19 protein-coding genes are annotated in these 20,913 nt (G+C 40.6%); 10 read left to right on the top strand and 9 right to left on the bottom strand.

Annotated elements, in window-relative coordinates; all coding sequences use genetic code 11:
- Positions 1–11: 11 nt before the first annotated feature.
- The 6 genes from hscB to trmJ form a co-directional block, all read right to left on the bottom strand.
- Entirely contained in the window at positions 12–533 is a 522-nt protein-coding gene (gene hscB, locus AC3Z9T_RS00940) for a co-chaperone HscB (protein WP_490124351.1), read from the bottom strand.
- A gap of 270 nt (positions 534–803) precedes the next feature.
- Positions 804–1,127 (bottom strand): iron-sulfur cluster assembly protein IscA, encoded by a 324-nt coding sequence (gene iscA, locus AC3Z9T_RS00935; protein WP_490124350.1) that lies wholly within the window; start codon positions 1,125–1,127, stop codon positions 804–806.
- Positions 1,128–1,399: 272 nt separating this feature from the next.
- Positions 1,400–1,786 (bottom strand): Fe-S cluster assembly scaffold IscU, encoded by a 387-nt coding sequence (iscU, locus tag AC3Z9T_RS00930; protein ID WP_070930054.1) that lies wholly within the window; start codon positions 1,784–1,786, stop codon positions 1,400–1,402.
- Between the two features lie 24 nt (positions 1,787–1,810).
- Positions 1,811–3,025: an IscS subfamily cysteine desulfurase gene (locus tag AC3Z9T_RS00925; RefSeq protein ID WP_490124349.1), complete on the bottom strand. Its 1,215-nt coding sequence runs from the start codon at positions 3,023–3,025 to the stop codon at positions 1,811–1,813.
- A gap of 106 nt (positions 3,026–3,131) precedes the next feature.
- Positions 3,132–3,629, bottom strand: a complete 498-nt coding sequence (gene iscR / locus AC3Z9T_RS00920) for a Fe-S cluster assembly transcriptional regulator IscR (protein WP_070930052.1) — start codon at positions 3,627–3,629, stop codon at positions 3,132–3,134.
- Between the two features lie 117 nt (positions 3,630–3,746).
- A complete protein-coding gene (gene trmJ, locus AC3Z9T_RS00915; RefSeq protein WP_490124348.1) occupies positions 3,747–4,478 on the bottom strand; it encodes a tRNA (cytosine(32)/uridine(32)-2'-O)-methyltransferase TrmJ in 732 nt (243 codons plus the stop codon).
- Positions 4,479–4,603: 125 nt separating this feature from the next.
- On the opposite strand from trmJ, the gene suhB reads away from it, so the two are divergent.
- The 6 genes from suhB (at position 4,604) to AC3Z9T_RS00885 (ending at position 11,859) form a co-directional block, all read left to right on the top strand.
- A complete protein-coding gene (gene suhB / locus AC3Z9T_RS00910; protein ID WP_490124347.1) occupies positions 4,604–5,407 on the top strand; it encodes an inositol-1-monophosphatase in 804 nt (267 codons plus the stop codon).
- Between the two features lie 593 nt (positions 5,408–6,000).
- Entirely contained in the window at positions 6,001–6,597 is a 597-nt protein-coding gene (locus tag AC3Z9T_RS00905; RefSeq protein WP_490124346.1) for a fimbrial protein, read from the top strand.
- A 212-nt stretch (positions 6,598–6,809) separates the two neighbouring features.
- The gene (locus tag AC3Z9T_RS00900; protein WP_490124345.1) at positions 6,810–7,502 is read left to right on the top strand and encodes a fimbrial biogenesis chaperone; all 693 of its coding nucleotides are present in this window, start codon (positions 6,810–6,812) and stop codon (positions 7,500–7,502) included.
- A 15-nt stretch (positions 7,503–7,517) separates the two neighbouring features.
- Complete coding sequence (locus AC3Z9T_RS00895; RefSeq protein WP_490124344.1) at positions 7,518–10,037, top strand: fimbria/pilus outer membrane usher protein; 2,520 nt, start codon at positions 7,518–7,520, stop codon at positions 10,035–10,037.
- An 8-nt stretch (positions 10,038–10,045) separates the two neighbouring features.
- Positions 10,046–11,128, top strand: coding sequence for a fimbrial protein (locus AC3Z9T_RS00890; RefSeq protein WP_490124343.1), 1,083 nt, complete (start codon positions 10,046–10,048; stop codon positions 11,126–11,128).
- A gap of 14 nt (positions 11,129–11,142) precedes the next feature.
- A complete protein-coding gene (locus tag AC3Z9T_RS00885) occupies positions 11,143–11,859 on the top strand; it encodes a fimbrial biogenesis chaperone (protein ID WP_490124342.1) in 717 nt (238 codons plus the stop codon).
- Positions 11,860–11,869: 10 nt separating this feature from the next.
- On the opposite strand, the gene AC3Z9T_RS00880 is transcribed toward AC3Z9T_RS00885, so the two are convergent.
- A complete protein-coding gene (locus AC3Z9T_RS00880; protein ID WP_490124341.1) occupies positions 11,870–12,769 on the bottom strand; it encodes a LysR family transcriptional regulator in 900 nt (299 codons plus the stop codon).
- A gap of 100 nt (positions 12,770–12,869) precedes the next feature.
- Between AC3Z9T_RS00880 and aptA the strand changes: the two genes are divergently transcribed.
- The 4 genes from aptA (at position 12,870) to AC3Z9T_RS00860 (ending at position 18,320) form a co-directional block, all read left to right on the top strand.
- On the top strand, positions 12,870–14,201 hold the full coding sequence (gene aptA, locus AC3Z9T_RS00875) for an omega-aminotransferase AptA (RefSeq protein ID WP_490124340.1): 1,332 nt from the start codon (positions 12,870–12,872) through the stop codon (positions 14,199–14,201).
- A gap of 12 nt (positions 14,202–14,213) precedes the next feature.
- Positions 14,214–15,713 carry a CoA-acylating methylmalonate-semialdehyde dehydrogenase gene (locus AC3Z9T_RS00870; protein WP_490124339.1) on the top strand — a complete coding sequence of 500 codons (1,500 nt, stop codon included), beginning with the start codon at positions 14,214–14,216 and terminating at the stop codon, positions 15,711–15,713.
- A 118-nt stretch (positions 15,714–15,831) separates the two neighbouring features.
- Complete coding sequence (locus AC3Z9T_RS00865; RefSeq protein WP_490124338.1) at positions 15,832–17,205, top strand: APC family permease; 1,374 nt, start codon at positions 15,832–15,834, stop codon at positions 17,203–17,205.
- A 2-nt stretch (positions 17,206–17,207) separates the two neighbouring features.
- Entirely contained in the window at positions 17,208–18,320 is a 1,113-nt protein-coding gene (locus AC3Z9T_RS00860) for a DmpA family aminopeptidase (protein ID WP_490124337.1), read from the top strand.
- An 86-nt stretch (positions 18,321–18,406) separates the two neighbouring features.
- Here AC3Z9T_RS00860 and AC3Z9T_RS00855 read toward each other — a convergent pair whose 3' ends face one another.
- Positions 18,407–19,555, bottom strand: a complete 1,149-nt coding sequence (locus AC3Z9T_RS00855; RefSeq protein ID WP_490125120.1) for a 3-phenylpropionate MFS transporter — start codon at positions 19,553–19,555, stop codon at positions 18,407–18,409.
- Between the two features lie 75 nt (positions 19,556–19,630).
- On the bottom strand, positions 19,631–20,884 hold the full coding sequence (glyA, locus tag AC3Z9T_RS00850; RefSeq protein ID WP_490124336.1) for a serine hydroxymethyltransferase: 1,254 nt from the start codon (positions 20,882–20,884) through the stop codon (positions 19,631–19,633).
- Positions 20,885–20,913: the final 29 nt, after the last annotated feature.

Genomic DNA, 20,913 nt, shown 5'->3' with positions numbered 1-20,913 from the left:
AATTATTTCTCTTAAAAATCGTCCAGTAAGCGCTCTTCGAGCTGCTCAGCTTGCTGCTGTAATCGGTCAAGAAAACGTAGTTTACGTACTGTATCCGCTGCCTGCTCCCATTGCTCTCGATCGAGTTGTGTCACCATCAGAGCCAAGCGTGCTATTTGCATTTGCTTAACGTTTTTTATAAAACTCACAATTAAATCTGCAGCATGACTATCATTTTCGATATTATCCAGCTCTTCACGTAGTTCAAGTTGCTCCATTAAAAAGGCAGTGTCGTGCATCGTATGTTGTTCGTTATTAATATCGATGCCTTGCAATAACAGCATGTATTCTGCACGCTTCAATGGATGGCGAAGAGCTTGATAAGCTGCGTTGATCGTTGCAGCTTGTTGGAGTGCTTGCATTTTTTCCTGTTCAGAACAGATTGCATAGCGGTCTGGATGATATTGACGCTGTAACGATTGAAAACGTTGAACGAGTTGCTCATTATCTATCGTATAGTTGGGAGTGAACCCAAAAAGAGTAAAATAATCCATAAGTATTTAGTTTCTCGAACTGAAATACCAATGCAGATCTATGAAAACGATTTGCCGTGACATGTCACAATCACAATAAGTGCATTGGTCAAAAATATTGTCTATACTCGTCATGCTATAAATATACTCGTCATACTTCAAATTGCAGTGTTGTTGACTGCGCTCACTCGCACTAGTCACATAGTTATCTATGCTCCTAGCGACTCATTCACTTGTCGCCTAACTGCACCTTGAATTATTTAGAGTATAATTCAGAGTATATAGAAAGTATTATACGTGAAAGCTTTCCCCACAACCGCACTCACTGCTGACATTAGGGTTATTAAATTTAAAGCCTTCGTTCAAACCTTCTTTGACAAAATCCAGTTCAGTACCATCTAAATAGACTATGCTTTTACCATCAATAATGACTTTAACACCTTTGTCTTCAAAAACAGTGTCTTCTTCATTGATAATATCTGCAAATTCAAGGATATAAGCCATACCTGAACAACCTGAGGTTCTGACACCAAGGCGTAAACCTTCGCCCTTACCGCGGCTAGTTAGGAAAGCTTGAATACGTTGCGCAGCACTTTCTGTAAGAGAAATAGACATTGCAAACCTCACTATAGAAACAAACAAGGCAGATACTATGTTTACTTTTAGCATCCGCCCTAAAATACTATTATTATACCGACCTATAATATAGCCGCACAGGTTTTCTTTATGAACCTGATACAGCTAGCCGCCGGTGTTATACTCGTCATCCTTCAAGTTACAGTGTTGTTGACTACGCTCATTTGCACTAATCACCTACTTGTGTAGGCTCCCAGCGACTCATTCGCTTGTTGCCTAGCTGCACCTCGAATTGTTTAGAGTATAAAGCTTTATTTGCCTTGGCGTTTGCTTTTATAATCCGCAATGGCAGCTTTAATTGCGTCTTCAGCAAGAATTGAGCAGTGAATTTTCACAGGCGGCAGCTCTAGCTCTTCTGCGATAGCCGTATTTTTAATCGATTCGGCTTCATCTAGGCTCTTGCCTTTCATCCACTCAGTGACAAGTGAACTTGATGCAATTGCAGAACCGCAGCCGTAAGTTTTGAAGCGAGCATCTTCAATGATGCCTTCATCACTGACTTTAATTTGTAATTTCATTACATCACCGCACGCTGGCGCACCAACCATGCCGCTACCAACACTTGGATCATTGTTATCAAATGAACCCACATTACGTGGATTTTCATAATGATCGATGACTTTTTCGCTATATGCCATTTTTAAGCTCCTGAAACTGTCTGATTAATGGTGAGACCATTCAATGCTGTTAAGATCTACGCCGTCTTTGAACATTTCCCACAATGGAGACAGTTCACGTAAGTGGCCAATTGCGCCATGAATCTGTTTGATTGCATAGTCAATTTCTTCTTCAGTTGTAAAGCGACCAAAAGAGAAACGAATTGAGCTGTGTGCTAGCTCATCATTCATTCCTAAAGCACGCAGAACGTAAGAAGGTTCAAGGCTCGCAGAAGTACATGCTGACCCTGATGATACAGCCAAATCTTTAAGAGACATCATTAATGATTCACCTTCAACATAGTTGAAGCTGACATTCAGAATGTGTGGTGCACCATTTTCTAAGTCACCATTGAGGTAGACTTCTTCGATATCTTTAATACCATTCCAAAGACGCAGACGTAGCTTACGCAAACGCGCAGACTCATCAGTCATTTCTTCTTTAGCAATACGATAAGCTTCGCCCATACCAACGATTTGGTGTACTGGTAATGTACCTGAACGCATACCGCGCTCATGACCGCCACCATGTTGCTGTGCTTCAATACGGATACGAGGTTTACGGCGCACATATAACGCACCAATCCCCATAGGACCATACAATTTGTGGGCGGAGAATGACATCAAGTCGACTTTCAGAGCAGATAAATCGATAGGCAATTTACCAACACTTTGAGTGGCATCAACATGGAAAATGATGTTGCGACTACGACACATTTCACCAATAGCCGCAATATCTTGTACCACACCGATTTCATTATTCACATGCATGATAGAAACAAGGATAGTGTCATCACGCAAAGCTGCTTCGAGCTCTTTCAAATCGATCAAACCATTACGCTGTGGAGAGAGGTAAGTTACCTCAAAACCTTCGCGTTCTAGTTGGCGACAAGTATCTAAAACTGCTTTATGTTCAGTTTTACAAGTGACAACATGCTTACCCTTCTTCTGATAGAAGTTTGCTGCGCCTTTAATCGCTAAGTTGTCTGATTCAGTAGCACCTGAAGTAAATACTATTTCACGTGGATCTGCGTTGACTAGTTCAGCGATTTGATTACGTGCAATATCAACGGCCTCTTCTGCTTGCCAACCAAAACGGTGGGAACGCGAAGCGGGGTTACCAAAATTGCCGTCCATAGTTAGACATTGCATCATTTTTTCAGCAACACGGGGATCAACCGGTGTAGTTGCTGAATAATCAAGGTAAATCGGTAATTTCATTGCTCACTTACTCCAAAAGACAAAATTGTCTTCATTTTCCAATGACACATGTGGCTTTCATTCGACTGCCTACTGCATCAACTGCAATTTATTGAATTATTTTATATTAAGCACGAACATTGATAATGGTTTCAGGTGACAAGCCACCTAGTGTTGCTCGACGTTTTTCGTTATCTTGCCTATCCGCAACGTCCATGACTTCCTGATTTTTAACCAACTCATCAAGGCTGATACTACTTAGGAAACTGGTGATCCTGTCACTTAAGTCACGCCATAAAGCATGTGTTAGGCAACGATCGCCATTTTGGCAACCTTCTTTATTGCCCTGACAACGTGTTGCGTCAACCGATTCATCAACCGCAGCAATCACTTGAGCAACGAAGATCTGGTCAGCATCACGACCTAACAGGTAACCACCACCTGGACCGCGAACACTCGCAACGAGATCGTTTTTACGTAAACGCGAAAAAAGTTGCTCAAGATAAGAGAGGGAAATTCCCTGACGCTCAGAAATATCAGCTAGAGGTACTGGACCTGACTGAGAGTGTAACGCGACATCTAGCATCGCGGTTACTGCATAACGCCCTTTGGAAGTGAGTCTCATAACATATACTCCGTGGTAAAATATAGCCCAATTGTGACATTCCTGACTAATTTAGTCAACTATTTACCTGACTAAAATACTCAAGTATTATCCACGGAATTATTTAGAGTATACCACTCATTTTTTTGCCCATTTTTCCATCGAAGTCAAAATGCCACGTAGTATATGTAGCTCTTGAGTTTCAATATGAGCACGTGTAAATAAACGCCTCAACTTGTTCATAATCATGCCTGGATGGGCCTTACGGATAAAGCCTGATTCATTCAAAACACTTTCAAGATGCACATAGAAACGTTCAACATCTTCTGACGGCGGGTATTCTACCTCATCCTCTTGTGTGTGAATCGTATTTTTTTCATCCATAGCGAGGTACGCCATACGAATTTCATAGCTAACCAGTTGCACGGCCATCGCTAAATTGAGCGAACCATATTCAGGATTGGTTGGGATATATAAATGATACTGGCACTTTTGCAATTCTTCGTTGGTTAGCCCTATTCTTTCACGACCAAAAATAATCGCAACCGGTGCTGTTTTTGCTTGAGCGACAGACTTTTCACCACACTCACGCGGTGCAACCATTGGCCAAGACAGTGTACGTGAACGAGCACTTGTACCGATCACCAACTTACAACCTTCTAATGCCTCATCAAGTGTTTCAACAATGGTAGCATTACCGATCACATCACTGGCTCCTGCAGAAAGTGCAATCGAATGTGAATCAGGTTGAACTTGTGGTTTTACCAAATAAAGATTGGATAGCCCCATGGTTTTCATGGCGCGGGCAGTAGAGCCCATATTCCCAGTGTGTGAGGTCTCTACAAGAATAATACGAATGTTATCTAACATGATTTAGTCGTTTTGATAAAAAATAATCGCAAGAGTCTAACACAAAATTGCTTATTGTGATGAACATCTATATAATCCGCCCACTCAAAGTTTTTCGTTCTTTAACATTCCAGTGGAAAAAGCCCATGCATCCGATGCTTAACATCGCCATACGTGCTGCACGTAAGGCCGGTAATCATATAGCTAAAAGCTATGAAACGCCTGATAATGTTCAAATCACTCAAAAAGGCACTAACGACTTTGTGACTAACGTTGACCGTGAATCAGAGCATTTGATTATCGAAGTCATCCGTAAGTCTTACCCAGACCACACTATCATTACAGAAGAAAGTGGTGAATTATTAGGTAAAGAAGATGAGATTCAATGGGTAATCGATCCACTGGATGGCACTACCAACTTCACAAAACGTCTCCCTCACTTTGCTGTCTCTATCGCTGTCCGTATTAAAGGCCGCACAGAAGTTGCTGTCGTTTACGATCCAATGCGTAACGAATTATTTAGTGCAGTTCGTGGTCAAGGTTCACAATTAAATGGTTATCGTTTACGTGGTGCTGACGCTCGCGAACTGGATGGTGCAATTGTCGCAACAGGTTTCCCATTCAAACAAAAACAACATTCTGTCGTCTTCATGAATATCATGAGCAAAATGTTTGAAAGTTGTGCGGATTTCCGTCGCACAGGTTCTGCTGCTCTGGATTTATGTTATGTTGCAGCGGGTCGCGTTGATGCTTACTATGAAATCGGTTTAAAACCATGGGATTTCTTAGGTGGTGAGCTGATCATGCGTGAGGCTGGCGGTATTATGACCGATTTTGTTGGCAACCATAACTACCTCGCTTCAGGCAATATTGTTGCAGGTAGCCCACGTATTGTTAAAGACATCCTGTCTGTGATGCGTGAAGAATTATCTGAAGCATTAAAGCGCTAGTAACACATCTTATTAAGACGTTGGAAATAATCCAGCGTCTTTTTTTATTTAAATGCTTGCTAAAAAAATCGATTCTCTCCCTTACTCAACCAATCAAATAAAGATAATCAAAATTTGTTTTTCTTATTAGATTGGCATCTCATTCTCTTAATAAAAGTTTTTTAATAAAAAATTGACATATCACCAGAATTAACTTCCATGCAAAACTAGTTGAATAAATTGGCTTTTTAAAGACCATGTTATTAATAAATTATTTAATTCAACAAACCCAATTAATGTTCAAAAATAAATAATAACACCATTAATTAATACACAGTTCACCTTAACCTTATTGAATAAAATTAATAAATGGCAAAACCAAAAAAAACTCTCATAGTGAGTTGAAATAAATATTAAACATATCTACGCTCAAATAAGCTGAAGTCTTTCCTATTTCAGCTGAAATTAAAAACAACAGAAATAGATTTTTATTTCGTATTCTAATCTATATTCTAAATAATTCGAGGTGCAGCTAGGTGACTAGTGCGAGTGAGTGTAGTCAACAACGCTGCAACTTGAAGTATGACGAGTATATAATCTTTATGGAGTTAGCTATGTTTAAATACATACTTCCGCTATCTTTATTATCTGTATCTATGATGTCTGGCTCTGCATTATCGGCAGCACTTGTATCTGGTGGTCAAATTAATATTACAGGAGCTATTAGTGATACAACATGTACTATTAATGGCGGAAATAGTGCAGATATGACTATTTTACTCGATCCAATTAGCATTACAGATGCAGGTACAACAGCAAATACCGTTATTGCAAAAAACCAAAAAACAGTTACGCTAACATTATCTAACTGTACAACAACCGCAACCTCTCCGGGTAATTTAAAACTTCATTTCTTTGGTTCATCTAGCATTTCATCCAGTGGCCTCTACTTAGTCAATGATACTGTTGATGAGACAAACCCTGCTGTTGCTAGAAACGTTGGTTTCAGTATATCGACTCCAACTAGCCCAACCGTAGCACTTACATTAAATAGCCCAACAGGCATTGATACTGGTCTCGCTAGCTCAGCTGTTTCAACAGCTGGGGGGTCATCATACTCATTCGTAGTCAGTTATTACAAAACAAATGCAACTACAGCTACTACTGGTGCCGTACACTCTAACGTTATCTATACTGTAGCTTATCTATAACACTAAAAACCAGACTCATTAGGGTCTGGTGAGGTTGTTGACGAAGCGGGATAAAAGCGTGGTTTTTCCCGCTCCGTGTTATCAACCGAAAATCAATAAATTGATTTTCCTCGTTTATTTCAAAAACCTTAACGACCGCAGACAAACAAAATACGTTTGTCTGCGGTCTAACCAGCCTCTTTAGGAGTCTGGTTTTCTATGGATAATCATTTATGAAAAAACAATTACTATTTTTAACTTGCCTATTATTCTCATTAGATACATTCGCTAATGTTATTATCAATGGTACGCGTTTTATATATCTTGAAGGGATGGATAGTATCCCTATTCAATTAACTAATGAAGGTAATAGTGCAGCTTTAGTTCAGGCATGGGTGGATAACGGTAATCTTGATTCTACACCAGAAAGCAGTGATTCAAATTTTTATCTATCCCCCCCCGTAGTTAGAATAGAAGGAAATCAAGGGCAGCAATTAAAGCTGAAAAAGCTAGAACAAAAACTGCCTGATAACATTGAGAGCGTTTTCTACCTTAATGTATTAGATATTCCAAAAACCCCTGATTATGCAAAAGGGAAAAACTATATCCAACTCGCAACACGTTCAAGAATTAAAGTTTTTTATCGCCCTAAAGGATTAACTGTTGCAGCAGATGAGGCATATAAAGAAATAATTTTCCAATTAAACAATAACCATATATTAGTAAAAAATAACTCACCTTATCATTTTACTATTGCCTCAATATCATCTGAAGATAATTTAAATAAATCATTAATTGCAGCTGATATGATCCCGCCTTTATCTTCCAAAGAACTGCCATTAAAAGGGGGATTAACTAGCCATAACTTGGTAATTAAATATGTTGACGACTATGGTGCTTATAAATCAGAACATGTAAAACTTTAATAAGAAGAAACCATCGTGAAAACACAACATTGTCTTTATATATTTATATTAATTGGGCTGCATAACTATACCAAATATTCACTAGCGGATGACTTCGATATGTCGCTATTGATTGGCCAATCTGCATTAGGAGATATTTCACGATTAAACCATAAAGATACTATTCCTGATGGAAAGCAGCTTGCTGACATCTATGTTAACAATACTTGGCGTGGACAATTTATCATTGATATCACCCATGATGGTGAAAAAATTGATCTGAATAGCAAAGATATTAATAAATTAGGGTTAAATTTATCACCAACGATACTAGAACAAAGCAAACAAGACACATGGGTTCCCATCAATACGCTGGTTGATGGCCTACATGCTAAATTCGACCTTAATCAATTAAGGTTAAATATTGCAGTGCCACAAGTCGCCATACAGCAATCCGCTATCGGTTATGTTGACCCTGAGTTCTGGCAACACGGCTTACCGGCAATCATCTTAGCCTATAATGCCAACTACTATACTTATAAAGAAAAAAAAGACGCTAAGCGAAACAATGAGAATTTCTTTGCCACATTAAATTCAGGTATTAACTTAGGTGCTTGGCAATTTCGTGATGAGTCGAGCTATAGCTACTATTCACATGGTCAACAAGGCTGGAAAAACAATACTCGTTATGCTTATCGTCCACTCAGTAGTATAAAATCAGGCATGACCGTTGGTGATTTTTATAGCCCTGCCGGTTTATTTAATAGTATCCGTTTTCGTGGTATTTCCTTGGCAACTGAAATGAATATGTTGCCTGATTCAAGTCAAAATTTTGTGCCCATTATCCGAGGAATTGCTCAAACTAATGCGCTAGTCAGTGTTTATCAAAATGGCAATTTGGTTTACCAAGAAAATGTTCCCCCTGGAGAGTTTCTGTTTAAAGATATTCAGCCAAGTGCTGGTAGCGGTGATCTATTGGTGGTTATCCAAGAAGCGGACGGACGAAAAGAGTCGTTTAGTGTGCCTTACTCTTCTGTGCCAGAAATGCTTAAAGAAGGTGTTTTGACTTATAGTGCTCTAGCAGGCCAAGCTAAAATCAATAATACACACTTTCAACCTAAATTTGCACAGAGTGAAATCCATTATGGTTTGAATAATCTAGTGACGCTGTATGCAGGAGCGCTTTTCAGCAACAAATATCGTTCGGCCGTTGTAGGCAGTGGATGGAATTTCAGCTTTGGTGCACTCTCTGCCGATGTTTCACATGCAGAAACCGATCTCGATTCAGGTAATCAAAGTGGTCAAAGCTATCGTTTAACCTACAGTAAGTTTGTGACTGCAACATCAACCAATTTAACTTTCGCAACCTATCGTTATTCAACCAAAGGTTATTACAGTTTTATTGATTCTATTTATGCACAAGATAACTACCGTGCTTGGGATGAATATCGAAAAAATCTGGATGATGCCCAAAATAGTAATAACAATAATGGCACTTCAGATCTGTCTTTAATTACCTTTGATGCCTTACGTGGTTTTAGAGCCAAAAATACCTTTACGGTGAATCTTAATCAGCAATTAGGTGCCAATTACGGCTCCGTTTTTGCTTCTGCAACGCATCGTAATTATTGGAATACTGACAGCACCAGTAAAGAGTATCAAGTTGGTTATGCCAATAACTATCAAGATATTGCATACAATATTTCAGTTTCACGTATTCGTAACTATGAAAACAAAGAAGAAACGCGTTATTACTTAAATGTCAGCGTGCCGATGTCTATTTTTGATAAGCCAAGCAACATCAGTTTATCAAGCTACTTTGCTGACTCCCATTATCAACAAACCACTGTCAGCATGAGTGGTGTCACAGGTAAAGAAAGTCAGGTCAATTATACCTTGAGTGGTTCTAACCAATCAGGTGGAAATAATTTAGCCAGTGCAAATATTGGCTATAAACATCCTTATAGCACACTTTCAGCCTCTTACAGTGAAGCCAACAATTATCGCCAAGGTGGTGTTGGTGCCAGAGGTAGTGTCGTCGCGGTTCCTTATCATGTCGCTCTATCAGGTGATATGGGACAAACCTATACCATTATTGATGCGCCTAATGCAGATAACATGATGGTGAATGGTAATCAGACATCCTTAACTAACCAGCAAGGGATTGTGCTGTTAACCAATACAGTGCCGTATAGGATGAATACTTATACCTTATCAGAAACAGATCAAAGCTCCGGCGCTGATATTGTCGGCAATATGGGCCATGTGACGCCTTATCAAGGATCTGTGAATGTTATCAACCTCGAAACAGATCCTCGCCAAACCTTTATTTTAAGAGCCTCTCTTGCCGATGGTAAAAGCCTCCCCTTCGGCACTGAGGTTACCGATCGCCAAGGCCATGATCTTGGTAATGTCGGCCAATCAGGCATTTTGTACATTAGGAATGAAACGCTGCCTTCATCGCTGATCGTTAAACTCAATATGCAAGATAAAAAAGAATGCGTTATTGATAACCCAATAGTAACGCTGGATAAAAACCATAATTTTTGTCAATAAAGGAAGCTATGATGAAAAAGTCTCTATTGGCACTCCTTTCATCCACCCTACTACTCACTAGCCATTATGTATCGGCCAGTTGTAATAACTCAGGGAACAAAGACGCGCCTGCACTCAATTTTGATTTATCATTAGATCTCAGTAGCACCTCAACAACAGTCAATAAACCAACTAGAACAGCATTTCCAGGGCAATACCATTGTTCAGCTCCAGGCCTTCTTCAACAAAATAACGTTGGTATTGATAGCCCATTTCGCCAATCCACCATCGCTATTGGGTTTAATGGTGGAAAACAAGTGGTTTCCATTTCAGTTAACAGCATAGGTCAACAAAGCGTTACCAATATCCAACCCGGAGACTATGCCGCGTCGACTCTTGATACTAATTTTACCATTCAATTTAAATTACTGAGTAGTCCGCCGGCTTCCAATTATAAAGTAGTTGCAGGGAGTACTGTGTTAATCAGCCCTGTGATGATGGCAACTGACGTGACGTCATTAGGCCTTGTTAATTGGTTACTGCGCCTGATATCTGATTTAGTAACATTTTTAATCACCTTGCAATGGCCAACCCATGCCGAAGACATGTTTTATCAACCGATGCAGTTAACTTATAACCCTGTAACAACAACCTGTAATTTTTCAAATCAAGGGCTAACCGTACCACTGCCGCTTATCAGTGTTAATGATGTCAAAGCGAACAGTCTCGCAGGCTACACGCCATTTACACTGAATTTCACTTGTAGTGATCTTGCTGGAGGTACTAGTGCCTCTCGTGATATTTCAATGTTTTTAGCCAGTAGTAATTTATTGGCAACTGACAATACTGTTCTCACAAATACAGCGACACAAGGCGCAACAGGCGTTGGGTTTCGTCTAGTAAACGCAAGTACTACGAGCTCCCCCATTATTTTTTCTAATAGTGTCAGTGCACAAAATAACGCTACCAATATTTTTAGTGTTACTAAAGGCAGTGCTTTATCGCCTTCATTCTCAATTAATATGGGAGCTTATTATTATCCATATGATCCCAACAATATAACCAAAGGGCCGATGACAAGTAATGCCACTCTTGTATTTGCTTATAATTAAAGGATAAATTAACCATGCGGACTATCATTCACCTGTATCTGTTTTTGGGATTATCGCTACTGGTAACTAGTTGGATAACTCATGCCAGTATTGTGCTTCAAGGCACTCGTATCGTGTACCCGAGCAATAAAAAACATGTATTGATTCAGGCTGTCAATCACAGTGAACAATCTTCATTAGTACAAAGTTGGGTCGATGAAGGAGATATCAATTCTACGCCTGAAACAACCAATGCCCCCTTTATTGTTAGCCCCCCGATGACTAAAATTGATGCAAATGAAGGCACGCAATTAAAAATTCAATTTATTGGTAATACGCTTCCCTCTGATCGAGAGTCGATCTTTTATTTAAATGTACGAGATATCGCACCGAAACCACAGAAAACCTCAAATGCTAATTTTTTACAGTTCGCTTTACAAACTCGCATTAAACTCTTCTACCGACCGCAAGGATTGAGCACTAAAAGAGAACAAGCGCCTGATAGCGTTAAATTTACCCAATCAGGCCAACAGTTAGCTATTAATAATCCAACGCCTTATTTTTTAACATTATCGGGGCTTTATATGACACACGAAACAGAGAAACCATTAATAGAAAATATTTTGGTAGCGCCTTTCTCTCATCAACAGGTTACCTACCAAGGTAGCCCGCTAATTAATAAGAAGATCCTTGCCGTTTATATTAGTGATACTGGTAGCCATGAAAGCTATCAAACCACGGTTGGTGGTTAGAGACAAATTATCATGACAATGCTTTGATAAAATAATCAACTATGCCATTTGGATGTTGACCTTTGCGTGTCACCATCGCAATTGTTCTTTTCACAACAAATCGTTCAGGCGATATCGCTCTCATTATGCCATTATCGACCCAGCTTGCAGCATAGTGATCAGGTAAAAAACCAACTAAACGCCCTGTCAGGATCAAAAATGCAATTCCTTCTCGATCAGATGCTGTGGCAACACAATTGAGCTGCTGATGTATCGCAACCATTTCTCCCGTCATTCTACATGTTGGAACCACTGCTTCTAACTGGGTTAATTCGTTGCCATCCAACGGATCGACTACCGAAAATAGTGGGTGCTTGTTGCTACAATAAAGGTAGGACGTTTCATCATAGAGTGAAGTGTAATGTAAACCTGAGATTTGACTATTGTAAGGTAATGCCCCCACATGCAGTCGCCCATCCATTAGCCCTCTTTCAATATCAGAAGCGGTACTCATGCTCAGGTTAATACGAATATTCGGCTCCTTGACGCGTATTTTTTCTAATGCATTGGTCAATCGCATCTGAGGTTGAGTGACTAAATTGTTAATGATGCCTATATTAAATTCACCTCGTAATTGCTTATGCATTTGATTAACTTGTAGGCGAAAATTTTCTATAGAAGCCAGCATCGTTTCACTCATTTGTAAAATTTCACGACCTTCATCAGTGAGAGAAAAACCGGATCTTCCTCTCTGGCACAGCCTCATACCTAATCGTTTTTCTAAATCACTCATCGAAAGACTAATAGCGGAACTGGATATGCCTAACAAACTTTCCGCTGCTGAAAAACTGCCAGACTCAGCAACCGTTTTAAAGATCCTTAATAATTTCAAGTCAAAATCAGCAATTTGTCCTAATGATTTTTGTTTCATTTACTTTACAAAACCCTCAAGTAAACATTTGTTAATTTTTATTTAACATTATACATACACTATTGCAAACTATTTAATATTCATAAAAGGAGGACAGCTTATGTCAGATAATACCGTGCATGCACCGTTAAATTATGCTTCACATTGGATGCCCTTTAGCTCAAATCGATACTTTCATCGTGACCCTCGTATCATTACATCGGCGAAAGACAGCTGGCTAACCGATGAACAAGGACGTCAAATCTATGACAGCCTATCTGGCTTATGGACTTGTGGTGCTGGACATACTCGAGCTGAAATACAACAAGCTGTTACGCAACAGCTAGGAACTCTTGATTACTCCCCTGGGTTCCAATTTGCTCACCGCTTATCATTTCAATTAGCTGAAAAAATCACCCAATTATTGCCTACGCCACTTAATCATGTGTTTTTTACCGGCTCAGGCTCGGAATCAACAGATACCGCAGTCAAAATTGCTCGTGCTTATTGGCGAATAAAAGGACTGTCGTCAAAAACTAAACTTATTGGTCGAGCAAGAGGCTACCATGGTGTCAATATTGCAGGGACTAGCCTAGGTGGTATAGGAGGTAATCGTAAGCTCTATGGTTCATTCATGGATGTTGACCACCTCCCCCATACCTTACAGCCTCACATCCCCTTTACAAAAGGTATGGCGGAGGAAGGTGGAATAGCTTTAGCTAATGAGATGCTAAAACTAATCGAACTCCATGATGCATCCAATATTGCTGCGGTCATTGTCGAACCACTATCAGGATCAGCAGGCGCAATTGTTCCACCTCTAGGTTATTTGCAACGCCTACGTGAAATTTGCGATCAGTACAACATATTATTGATCTTCGATGAGGTGATTACAGGGTTTGGTCGGATGGGTACATGGAGCGGAGCTGAATTCTTTGGTGTCACTCCAGATATCCTTAATTTTGCGAAACAAATTACCAATGGCGCTATTCCGCTTGGCGGCATTGTCGCATCCGATGAAATCTACAACACGTTCATGTCACAAGATATACCTGAGCATGCGGTTGAACTTCCTCATGGCTATACCTACTCAGCTCACCCTGTCGCTTGTGCTGCTGCTTTAGCGACATTGCAACTAATTGAAAATGAAAATTTAATTGAACGTTCAGCACAACTTGCTCCTTTTTTCGAACAAAAACTGCATGCATTGAAAGGTTGCTCACACGTTGTTGATATACGTAATTGTGGTTTGGTTGGTGCAATCCAACTTGCGCCTAGAAATGGTGATCCGACCATTCGTCCCTTTAAGGCTGGATTAGCTCTTTGGAAAGCGGGTTTTTATGTTCGCTTTAGTGGTGACACATTGCAATTTGGCCCAATGTTTAATAGCCAAGAAGCGGATATTGATCGCTTGTTCGATGCAGTGGGTAATACTTTACAACATTTAAATTAGGGCTTACCAATTATGACAATAATAACCCAATTAATTAATGGTCAATCATTTACAAATAATGATCGTCATATTGATATTGAAAACCCATCAACTGGAGATGTGATCCGTCAGATGGAAGTCGCTAGCCAAGCAACAGTCGATTATGCGGTACAAGCCGCTAAAGAGGCTCTTCCCCATTGGAAGGCGACCACTCCAATCAATCGCGCACGTATTTTCTACCGATTTAAACAACTTATAGAAGATCATGAACAACAAATTGTCACTTTAATCAGTGAAGAACATGGGAAAACACGTGAAGATGCCGCTGGCGAGTTAAAGCGCGGGGTTGAAAATATTGAGTATGCTATCGCCGCGCCTGAACTATTAAAAGGCGAATTTAGTCGTAATGTAGGTACCGATATTGACTCATGGAGCACATTCCATCCTGTTGGTATTGTTGCAGGTATCACTCCATTTAATTTTCCAGCAATGGTGCCATTATGGATGTACCCACTTGCGATTGTTTGCGGCAATACCTTTGTGCTTAAGCCTTCAGAGAAGGTGCCAAGTTCCACCTTATTTATCGCTCATTTATTACAACAAGCAGGCTTACCACCTGGTGTGTTTAATGTAGTGAATGGTGATAAAGAAACCGTCGATGCCTTGATTCATCATCCTGACATTAGTGCTATCAGTTTTGTGGGTTCGACACCGGTTGCTGAATATATTTATCAACAAGGAACTCAACAAGGCAAGCGAGTACAAGCGCTTGGTGGAGCCAAAAACCATGCTGTTTTAATGCCTGATGCTGATTTAGATAATGCAGTCAACGCTTTAATGGGCGCGGCTTATGGTTCATGTGGCGAACGCTGTATGGCTATTTCTGTGGTCGTTTGCATTGGCGATAAAATAGCCAACGCTCTCGTTCAAAAACTGATCCCTAATGTACAGTCACTTAAAATTGGTGCAGGAACCGAATTTGGCTTTGATATGGGCCCACTCATTAGCCAAGCTCATTTCAATAAAGTAACACGCTATATTGATGATGGCGTTAATAGTGGCGCGCAATTATTAGTTGATGGTCGCAATTTCGCTTCAGAAAATAATCCCGATGGTTTTTTTCTTGGTGGCTGCTTATTCGATTATGTCACACCACAGATGCGAATTTATCAAGAAGAGATCTTTGGCCCTGTACTATGTATTGTCCGTGTAGAAAGTCTTGAACAAGCGATTACCCTGATCAATAAACACGAATATGGCAATGGTACTTGTCTATTTACTCGTGATGGTGAAGCCGCTCACCTATTTATGGATGAAATCGAAGTCGGCATGGTCGGGATCAACATCCCCCTTCCTGTTCCCGTTGCATTTCATAGTTTTGGTGGTTGGAAACGTTCATTATTTGGTGATCTGCATGCTTACGGCCCCGATGGCGTACGTTTTTACACTCGCCGCAAAACCATAACTCAACGTTGGCCGAAGCGTTCAGCTTCTGAAGCCTCTCAATTTGCATTCTTAAGTGGACACTCATAGCACATCATTACTTAACATTATTACAAACTATCAAGCTCCAACTATTTCGTGACATTCGTAAGGCAATGGACGAGTTGTTGTCACTCTTTCTCCAAGTATTTAATGAGAGGGTTTTACAATGAAAACAAAAAATGCCTCAACAAAAAAAGAAAGAAAACTCAGCATCTTTGATGTGGTTATGATCACCGCATCAGGTGTTACGCCAGCGAGTTCAATTTTTGTGATTGCTCCACTCGCCATTGCTAGTGCAGGTGGAGGTTCCTTCATTTCATTTCTGATTGCGGCATTTATTGCCGCCAACATTGCACTCTGCTATGCCGAATTGGGGGCAGCTCACCCCAGCGCAGGCGGTGAATACAGCATCATTAAACGACTATTTGGCACTTTATATGGCCTACAAACCTATTTGTTTATTTTAGCTTGTGCCCTGTTTATACCTGCTATCTTAGCCAGTGGTGCAATACCTTATCTCAATACCGCACTTGGCACACAATTTAGCAGTTCAACGGCGGGTATGTGGACCGTATTGGTTGGCGGTGCTCTGGCTATACTGAATATTAAAACCAATGCATTAGTCACAGGTGTATTTTTATTTTTAGAAATAGCCATACTTGTCTTTATTGCATACCTTGGATTCAGTAATCCACATCAATCCGTTGAAGTATTCACTTCACCAACTGTATATAACGAGGCAGGCACATTAGAGCCTGTTAGCCTTGGGCTAATTGTTGCTATGGTTGGAACAGCATTATTTTCCTATAATGGTTATGGTGCTGCGGTTTACATGGCTGAAGACATGCAAGAACAAGGTAAACCGATGGCCATTGCTATCTTATTGACACTATTAATTGTAGTAGTGGTTGAAATTGTACCACTTGCAGCATTGATTATTGGTGCCCCTTCACTTGCAGAAATGTCCAAACAGGCGGATCCTGTTGGTTATATTATTACTCAACTAGGAGGGCCGACATTAGCCAAAGTGGTTTGTGCCGCGATTTATTTATCCGTATTCAATGCTATTATTGCGATAGTTGTTCAATTCAGCAGAATGATATTTTCAAGTGGACGCGATAACTTCTGGTTTGCCTCATTGAATAGTAACCTGATCAAAATCCATAAACGTTTTGGTACACCTTGGGTTGCCACTATTATTTTCTGTGTCCCATCAGCACTACTCGCTTTTTGCTCCAACCTTGCAGAACTGACTTCCTTTACTGTTATATTGTTATTATTTATTTACATAATCATGGCAATAGCGACGCTATTCAGCCGTAATAGAGATATTTATCATCCTTATAAAATGCCATTATGGCCGATACCTTCCATCATTACCTTAGCCGCTTGTCTCTATGTGCTTTGGTCAATTGCTACCAGCAGTAAAATTACTGATTTTATTATTATCGCTGCAATTATTGTGGTAGGTCTTTTACTCAATCTTAAACACCGAAAAAAAGTAGTTAATACAGCCATACGACCGACTGAAGGAGAATAATAATGAAATTACGATCGCGTGACTTAGGAATTATTATTGGAAAAAAAACACCGGGGAAACTCAATGCAATCACCGATATTGAAGGTATTCGTGTGGGCCATTCAACTATTCGTACTAGCACATCAACAGGTAAAAATGTCAATACAGGCGTCACCGTGATTGAGCCAAGAAGTGGCTTGGCTCGTCAATCACCGTGCTTTGCTGGTGTTCATGTTCTTAACGGCAACGGTGATGCAACAGGCCTAGAATGGATCCGTGAATCGGGTCTGCTCACGAGTCCGATTGCTTTTACCAATACACATAGTGTTGGTATCGTTCGCGATACACTTATCATTAGTGAACGTGCCGCTCTAGCTAGTGAAGATGATACATTGTATTGGAGCATGCCTGTCGTCATGGAAACATTCGATGGGCTGCTAAACGATATCAACGGCTTCCATGTAAAAGCGGAGCATGTGCTCGAAGCACAGCAGAATGCCCATTCAGGTCAACCTGAAGAAGGGGCCATTGGCGGTGGAAGTGGCATGATTTGTCACGAATTTAAAGGTGGAATTGGCACTGCATCGCGTCAATTGGAGGCAAAAGAAGGTGGATGGACAGTAGGAGCCATCGTACAAGCTAACCACGGGCAACGAGAAAACTTGCTCATCGGTGGTTACCCTGTCGGTAGGCATCTAGCACACCTACCCTCTCCATTTAAACCACAATTAGCTCACAGTTCTGGAATGGGCTCGATTGTAGTGGTGATCGCCACCAATGCACCTTTATTACCTCATCAATGTACTCGGTTAGCACAGAGAGCCAGTATTGGTATTGCCAGAACCGGTGGTGGAACGGAAAACTCTAGTGGTGATATTTTTCTCGCCTTTTCAACAGGTAATAATAATTTACCCGCTGCTGATTATTCACGACAAGGTGATTTTACTGTTCCCGTTAATATGGTTAATGATGATCATATCTCAGCGTTGTTTGCAGCGGCGGCGGAAGCTGTTGAAGAATCAATTATTAATGCATTAATTGCAGCGGAAACAGTATCAGGAAATGGTCACGTTGCTCAAGGGCTCGATAATGACAACTTACTTAGCGCACTTAATGCCTGCGGATGGAGAGGATAATAACCTACAAGTTCCTTATGCAATTTGAAATATATGATTATCTGCATTATAAGTATGCAGATAATCATAATGCAGATAATGGCTAATTATTGCGCGGCTATTTTTGGTCGTATAAACAGCGCAGGAATTGCCAACAATGCCATTAAATAAAATACCACACCATGTTGATCAGGTACGCGTTCATAAACTGCCCCCACCACAATGGTCATTATCGCCAAACCGCCGCCCATCGCTAATGCTGAATAAACACCTTGCAATGGAATAATTTCATTTTCTTTACGTGAGCTGATAAAACGCATCGCAGCAAGGTGACAAACCGTAAACGTTCCGCTGTGTAATATCTGTACAATAATCAATACTGGTAATGAAGTAAAAGCCCCCATTAAACTCCAACGAATAATGCCACACACCGCAGAGAGCAATAGTAAATTACGAGCACTCCAGCGGCGGAATAATTTATTACTTAACATAAAGACGATCACTTCAGCGACAACGCCAAGTGACCATAAATTCCCAATTACTGAGTCTGAATAACCCGCTTCTTTCCAAAACAGTGAAGCAAACCCATAGTACGCCGCGTGTGCGCCTTGCAATAAGCTGACACACACTAAAAATCTGATGACGTTTTTATCTGCAATAAGTTGTTTGATGGTGACTTTTGATTCACCTGTAATTTTAGGTGCCCCAGCAGGCATAACCATTGGTTTGAGCATTGCGCCTAATAATAGTGCTAAGCAACTAATAATTAATGCGACCATGATCGATTGATGGCCAAAAACACTTGCGAAATACCCCATCAATGAAGAACCAATAATAAATGCTATTGAGCCCCAGACGCGGATCTTGCCATAATCAAATGGAAATTGTTTTTGCCACGTCCCAGCCAATGAATCGCCAAGAGGAACCATCGGTGAAAAAAACAAATTAAACCCGATCATAACAAAGAATAACCATGCCCAGTGAGATCCAAAAGCAAAACCAACAGCAAATAACAGAGAAAGTGCAGCCAGTATTCGCAGCGCAGTAATTAGCTTAGAGGGATCTTTGACCATTGGTGTGATAAACATTGAACCAAGAAAACGCGCAGCAAGCCCAATCCCTAACAGTAAGCCAATCATTTCAGCGTCAATGCCTTCCCCTTGTAGCCAAATTGACCAAAACGGCAAGAAAATACTGTAGGCAAAAAAGTAGGTAAAATAGTCAATTGCAAGCCAACGCGTTGATGGAACTACCATCATTCCTCCTTGTTTTTCAATGCAAAAAACCCGCTCTGGAAGCGGGTTTTGAAACATATTTAATTCTAAATTAAATTATGCGTAAACTGGGTACTTAGCGCAGATGTTCAATACTTTTTGTTTGATACGCTCAATGGTCGCTTCATCATTAAGGTTATCTAACACATCACACATCCAGCCAGCTAATTCACGTGCATCTGCTTCAGTGAAGCCACGACGCGTGATTGCAGGTGTACCAACACGGATACCAGAGGTCACAAATGGGCTCTTAGGATCGTTAGGAACGCTATTTTTGTTCACAGTGATATTAGCACGGCCTAACGCAGCATCTGCATCTTTACCTGTGATATCTTTATCAACTAAATCAACTAAGAATAAGTGATTCTCTGTACCACCAGACACCACTTTATAGCCGCGTTGTTGGAAAATTTCTACCATCGCTTTCGCATTTTTAGCAACTTGCTGTTGATAAACCTTAAATTCAGGCTCCATCGCTTCTTTCAGTGCAACCGCCTTACCTGCAATAACATGCATTAACGGACCACCTTGAGAACCTGGGAATACCGCTGAGTTCAGCTTTTTATACAGCTCTTCATCGCCACCTTTTGCAAGGATCAAACCACCACGAGGACCTGCTAGTGTTTTATGCGTGGTGGTGGTAACGATATGTGCATGTGGAACTGGGTTTGGATAAACACCTGCTGCGATCAAACCTGCAACGTGTGCCATATCAACGAACAAGTAAGCATTTATGCTATCTGCGATTTCACGCATTTTAGCCCAATCAACCACACCTGAATAAGCAGAGAAGCCGCCGATAATCATTTTAGGCTTGTGTTTTAAAGCTTGTTCTTTGATATCGTCGTAGTCGATTTTGCCGCTTTCATCAATACCGTAAGGCACGATGTTATACAGTTTACCAGAGAAGTTAACTGGTGAGCCGTGAGTTAAGTGACCACCATGAGCAAGGTTCATCCCTAAAACGGTATCACCTGGTTGCAGTAATGCCATGTAAACAGCAGCATTAGCTTGTGAGCCTGAATGCGGCTGTACGTTAGCATAGTCAGCACCGAATAGTTCTTTTGCACGGTCAATCGCTAATTGCTCAACAACATCAACATATTCACAGCCGCCGTAATAACGTTTCCCCGGATAACCTTCTGCATATTTATTTGTTAGCTGAGATCCCTGAGCTTGCATCACCCGTGGGCTGGTGTAGTTTTCTGAAGCTATTAATTCAATATGTTCTTCTTGACGTACAACTTCCTGCTCCATTGCTTCCCACAGTTGTGGATCATAATCTGCAATATTCATTTCACGCTTTAACATTCGCTTCTCCTGCCTCAGCTATTCAATAA

Source organism: Providencia sp. 6390 (assembly GCF_058148425.1).
This window is presented reverse-complemented; position numbering and strand designations above follow the sequence as displayed.

Excerpts from the sequence above, each read along its gene's own strand:
- hscB (WP_490124351.1), bottom strand. The coding sequence starts at position 533 with ATGGATTATTTTACTCTTTTTGGGTTCACTCCCAACTATACGATAGAT.
- iscA (WP_490124350.1), bottom strand. The coding sequence starts at position 1,127 with ATGTCTATTTCTCTTACAGAAAGTGCTGCGCAACGTATTCAAGCTTTC.
- iscU (WP_070930054.1), bottom strand. The coding sequence starts at position 1,786 with ATGGCATATAGCGAAAAAGTCATCGATCATTATGAAAATCCACGTAAT.
- AC3Z9T_RS00925 (WP_490124349.1), bottom strand. The coding sequence starts at position 3,025 with ATGAAATTACCGATTTACCTTGATTATTCAGCAACTACACCGGTTGAT.
- iscR (WP_070930052.1), bottom strand. The coding sequence starts at position 3,629 with ATGAGACTCACTTCCAAAGGGCGTTATGCAGTAACCGCGATGCTAGAT.
- trmJ (WP_490124348.1), bottom strand. The coding sequence starts at position 4,478 with ATGTTAGATAACATTCGTATTATTCTTGTAGAGACCTCACACACTGGG.
- suhB (WP_490124347.1), top strand. The coding sequence starts at position 4,604 with ATGCATCCGATGCTTAACATCGCCATACGTGCTGCACGTAAGGCCGGT.
- AC3Z9T_RS00905 (WP_490124346.1), top strand. The coding sequence starts at position 6,001 with ATGTTTAAATACATACTTCCGCTATCTTTATTATCTGTATCTATGATG.
- AC3Z9T_RS00900 (WP_490124345.1), top strand. The coding sequence starts at position 6,810 with ATGAAAAAACAATTACTATTTTTAACTTGCCTATTATTCTCATTAGAT.
- AC3Z9T_RS00890 (WP_490124343.1), top strand. The coding sequence starts at position 10,046 with ATGATGAAAAAGTCTCTATTGGCACTCCTTTCATCCACCCTACTACTC.
- AC3Z9T_RS00885 (WP_490124342.1), top strand. The coding sequence starts at position 11,143 with ATGCGGACTATCATTCACCTGTATCTGTTTTTGGGATTATCGCTACTG.
- AC3Z9T_RS00880 (WP_490124341.1), bottom strand. The coding sequence starts at position 12,769 with ATGAAACAAAAATCATTAGGACAAATTGCTGATTTTGACTTGAAATTA.
- aptA (WP_490124340.1), top strand. The coding sequence starts at position 12,870 with ATGTCAGATAATACCGTGCATGCACCGTTAAATTATGCTTCACATTGG.
- AC3Z9T_RS00870 (WP_490124339.1), top strand. The coding sequence starts at position 14,214 with ATGACAATAATAACCCAATTAATTAATGGTCAATCATTTACAAATAAT.
- AC3Z9T_RS00865 (WP_490124338.1), top strand. The coding sequence starts at position 15,832 with ATGAAAACAAAAAATGCCTCAACAAAAAAAGAAAGAAAACTCAGCATC.
- AC3Z9T_RS00860 (WP_490124337.1), top strand. The coding sequence starts at position 17,208 with ATGAAATTACGATCGCGTGACTTAGGAATTATTATTGGAAAAAAAACA.
- AC3Z9T_RS00855 (WP_490125120.1), bottom strand. The coding sequence starts at position 19,555 with ATGGTAGTTCCATCAACGCGTTGGCTTGCAATTGACTATTTTACCTAC.
- glyA (WP_490124336.1), bottom strand. The coding sequence starts at position 20,884 with ATGTTAAAGCGTGAAATGAATATTGCAGATTATGATCCACAACTGTGG.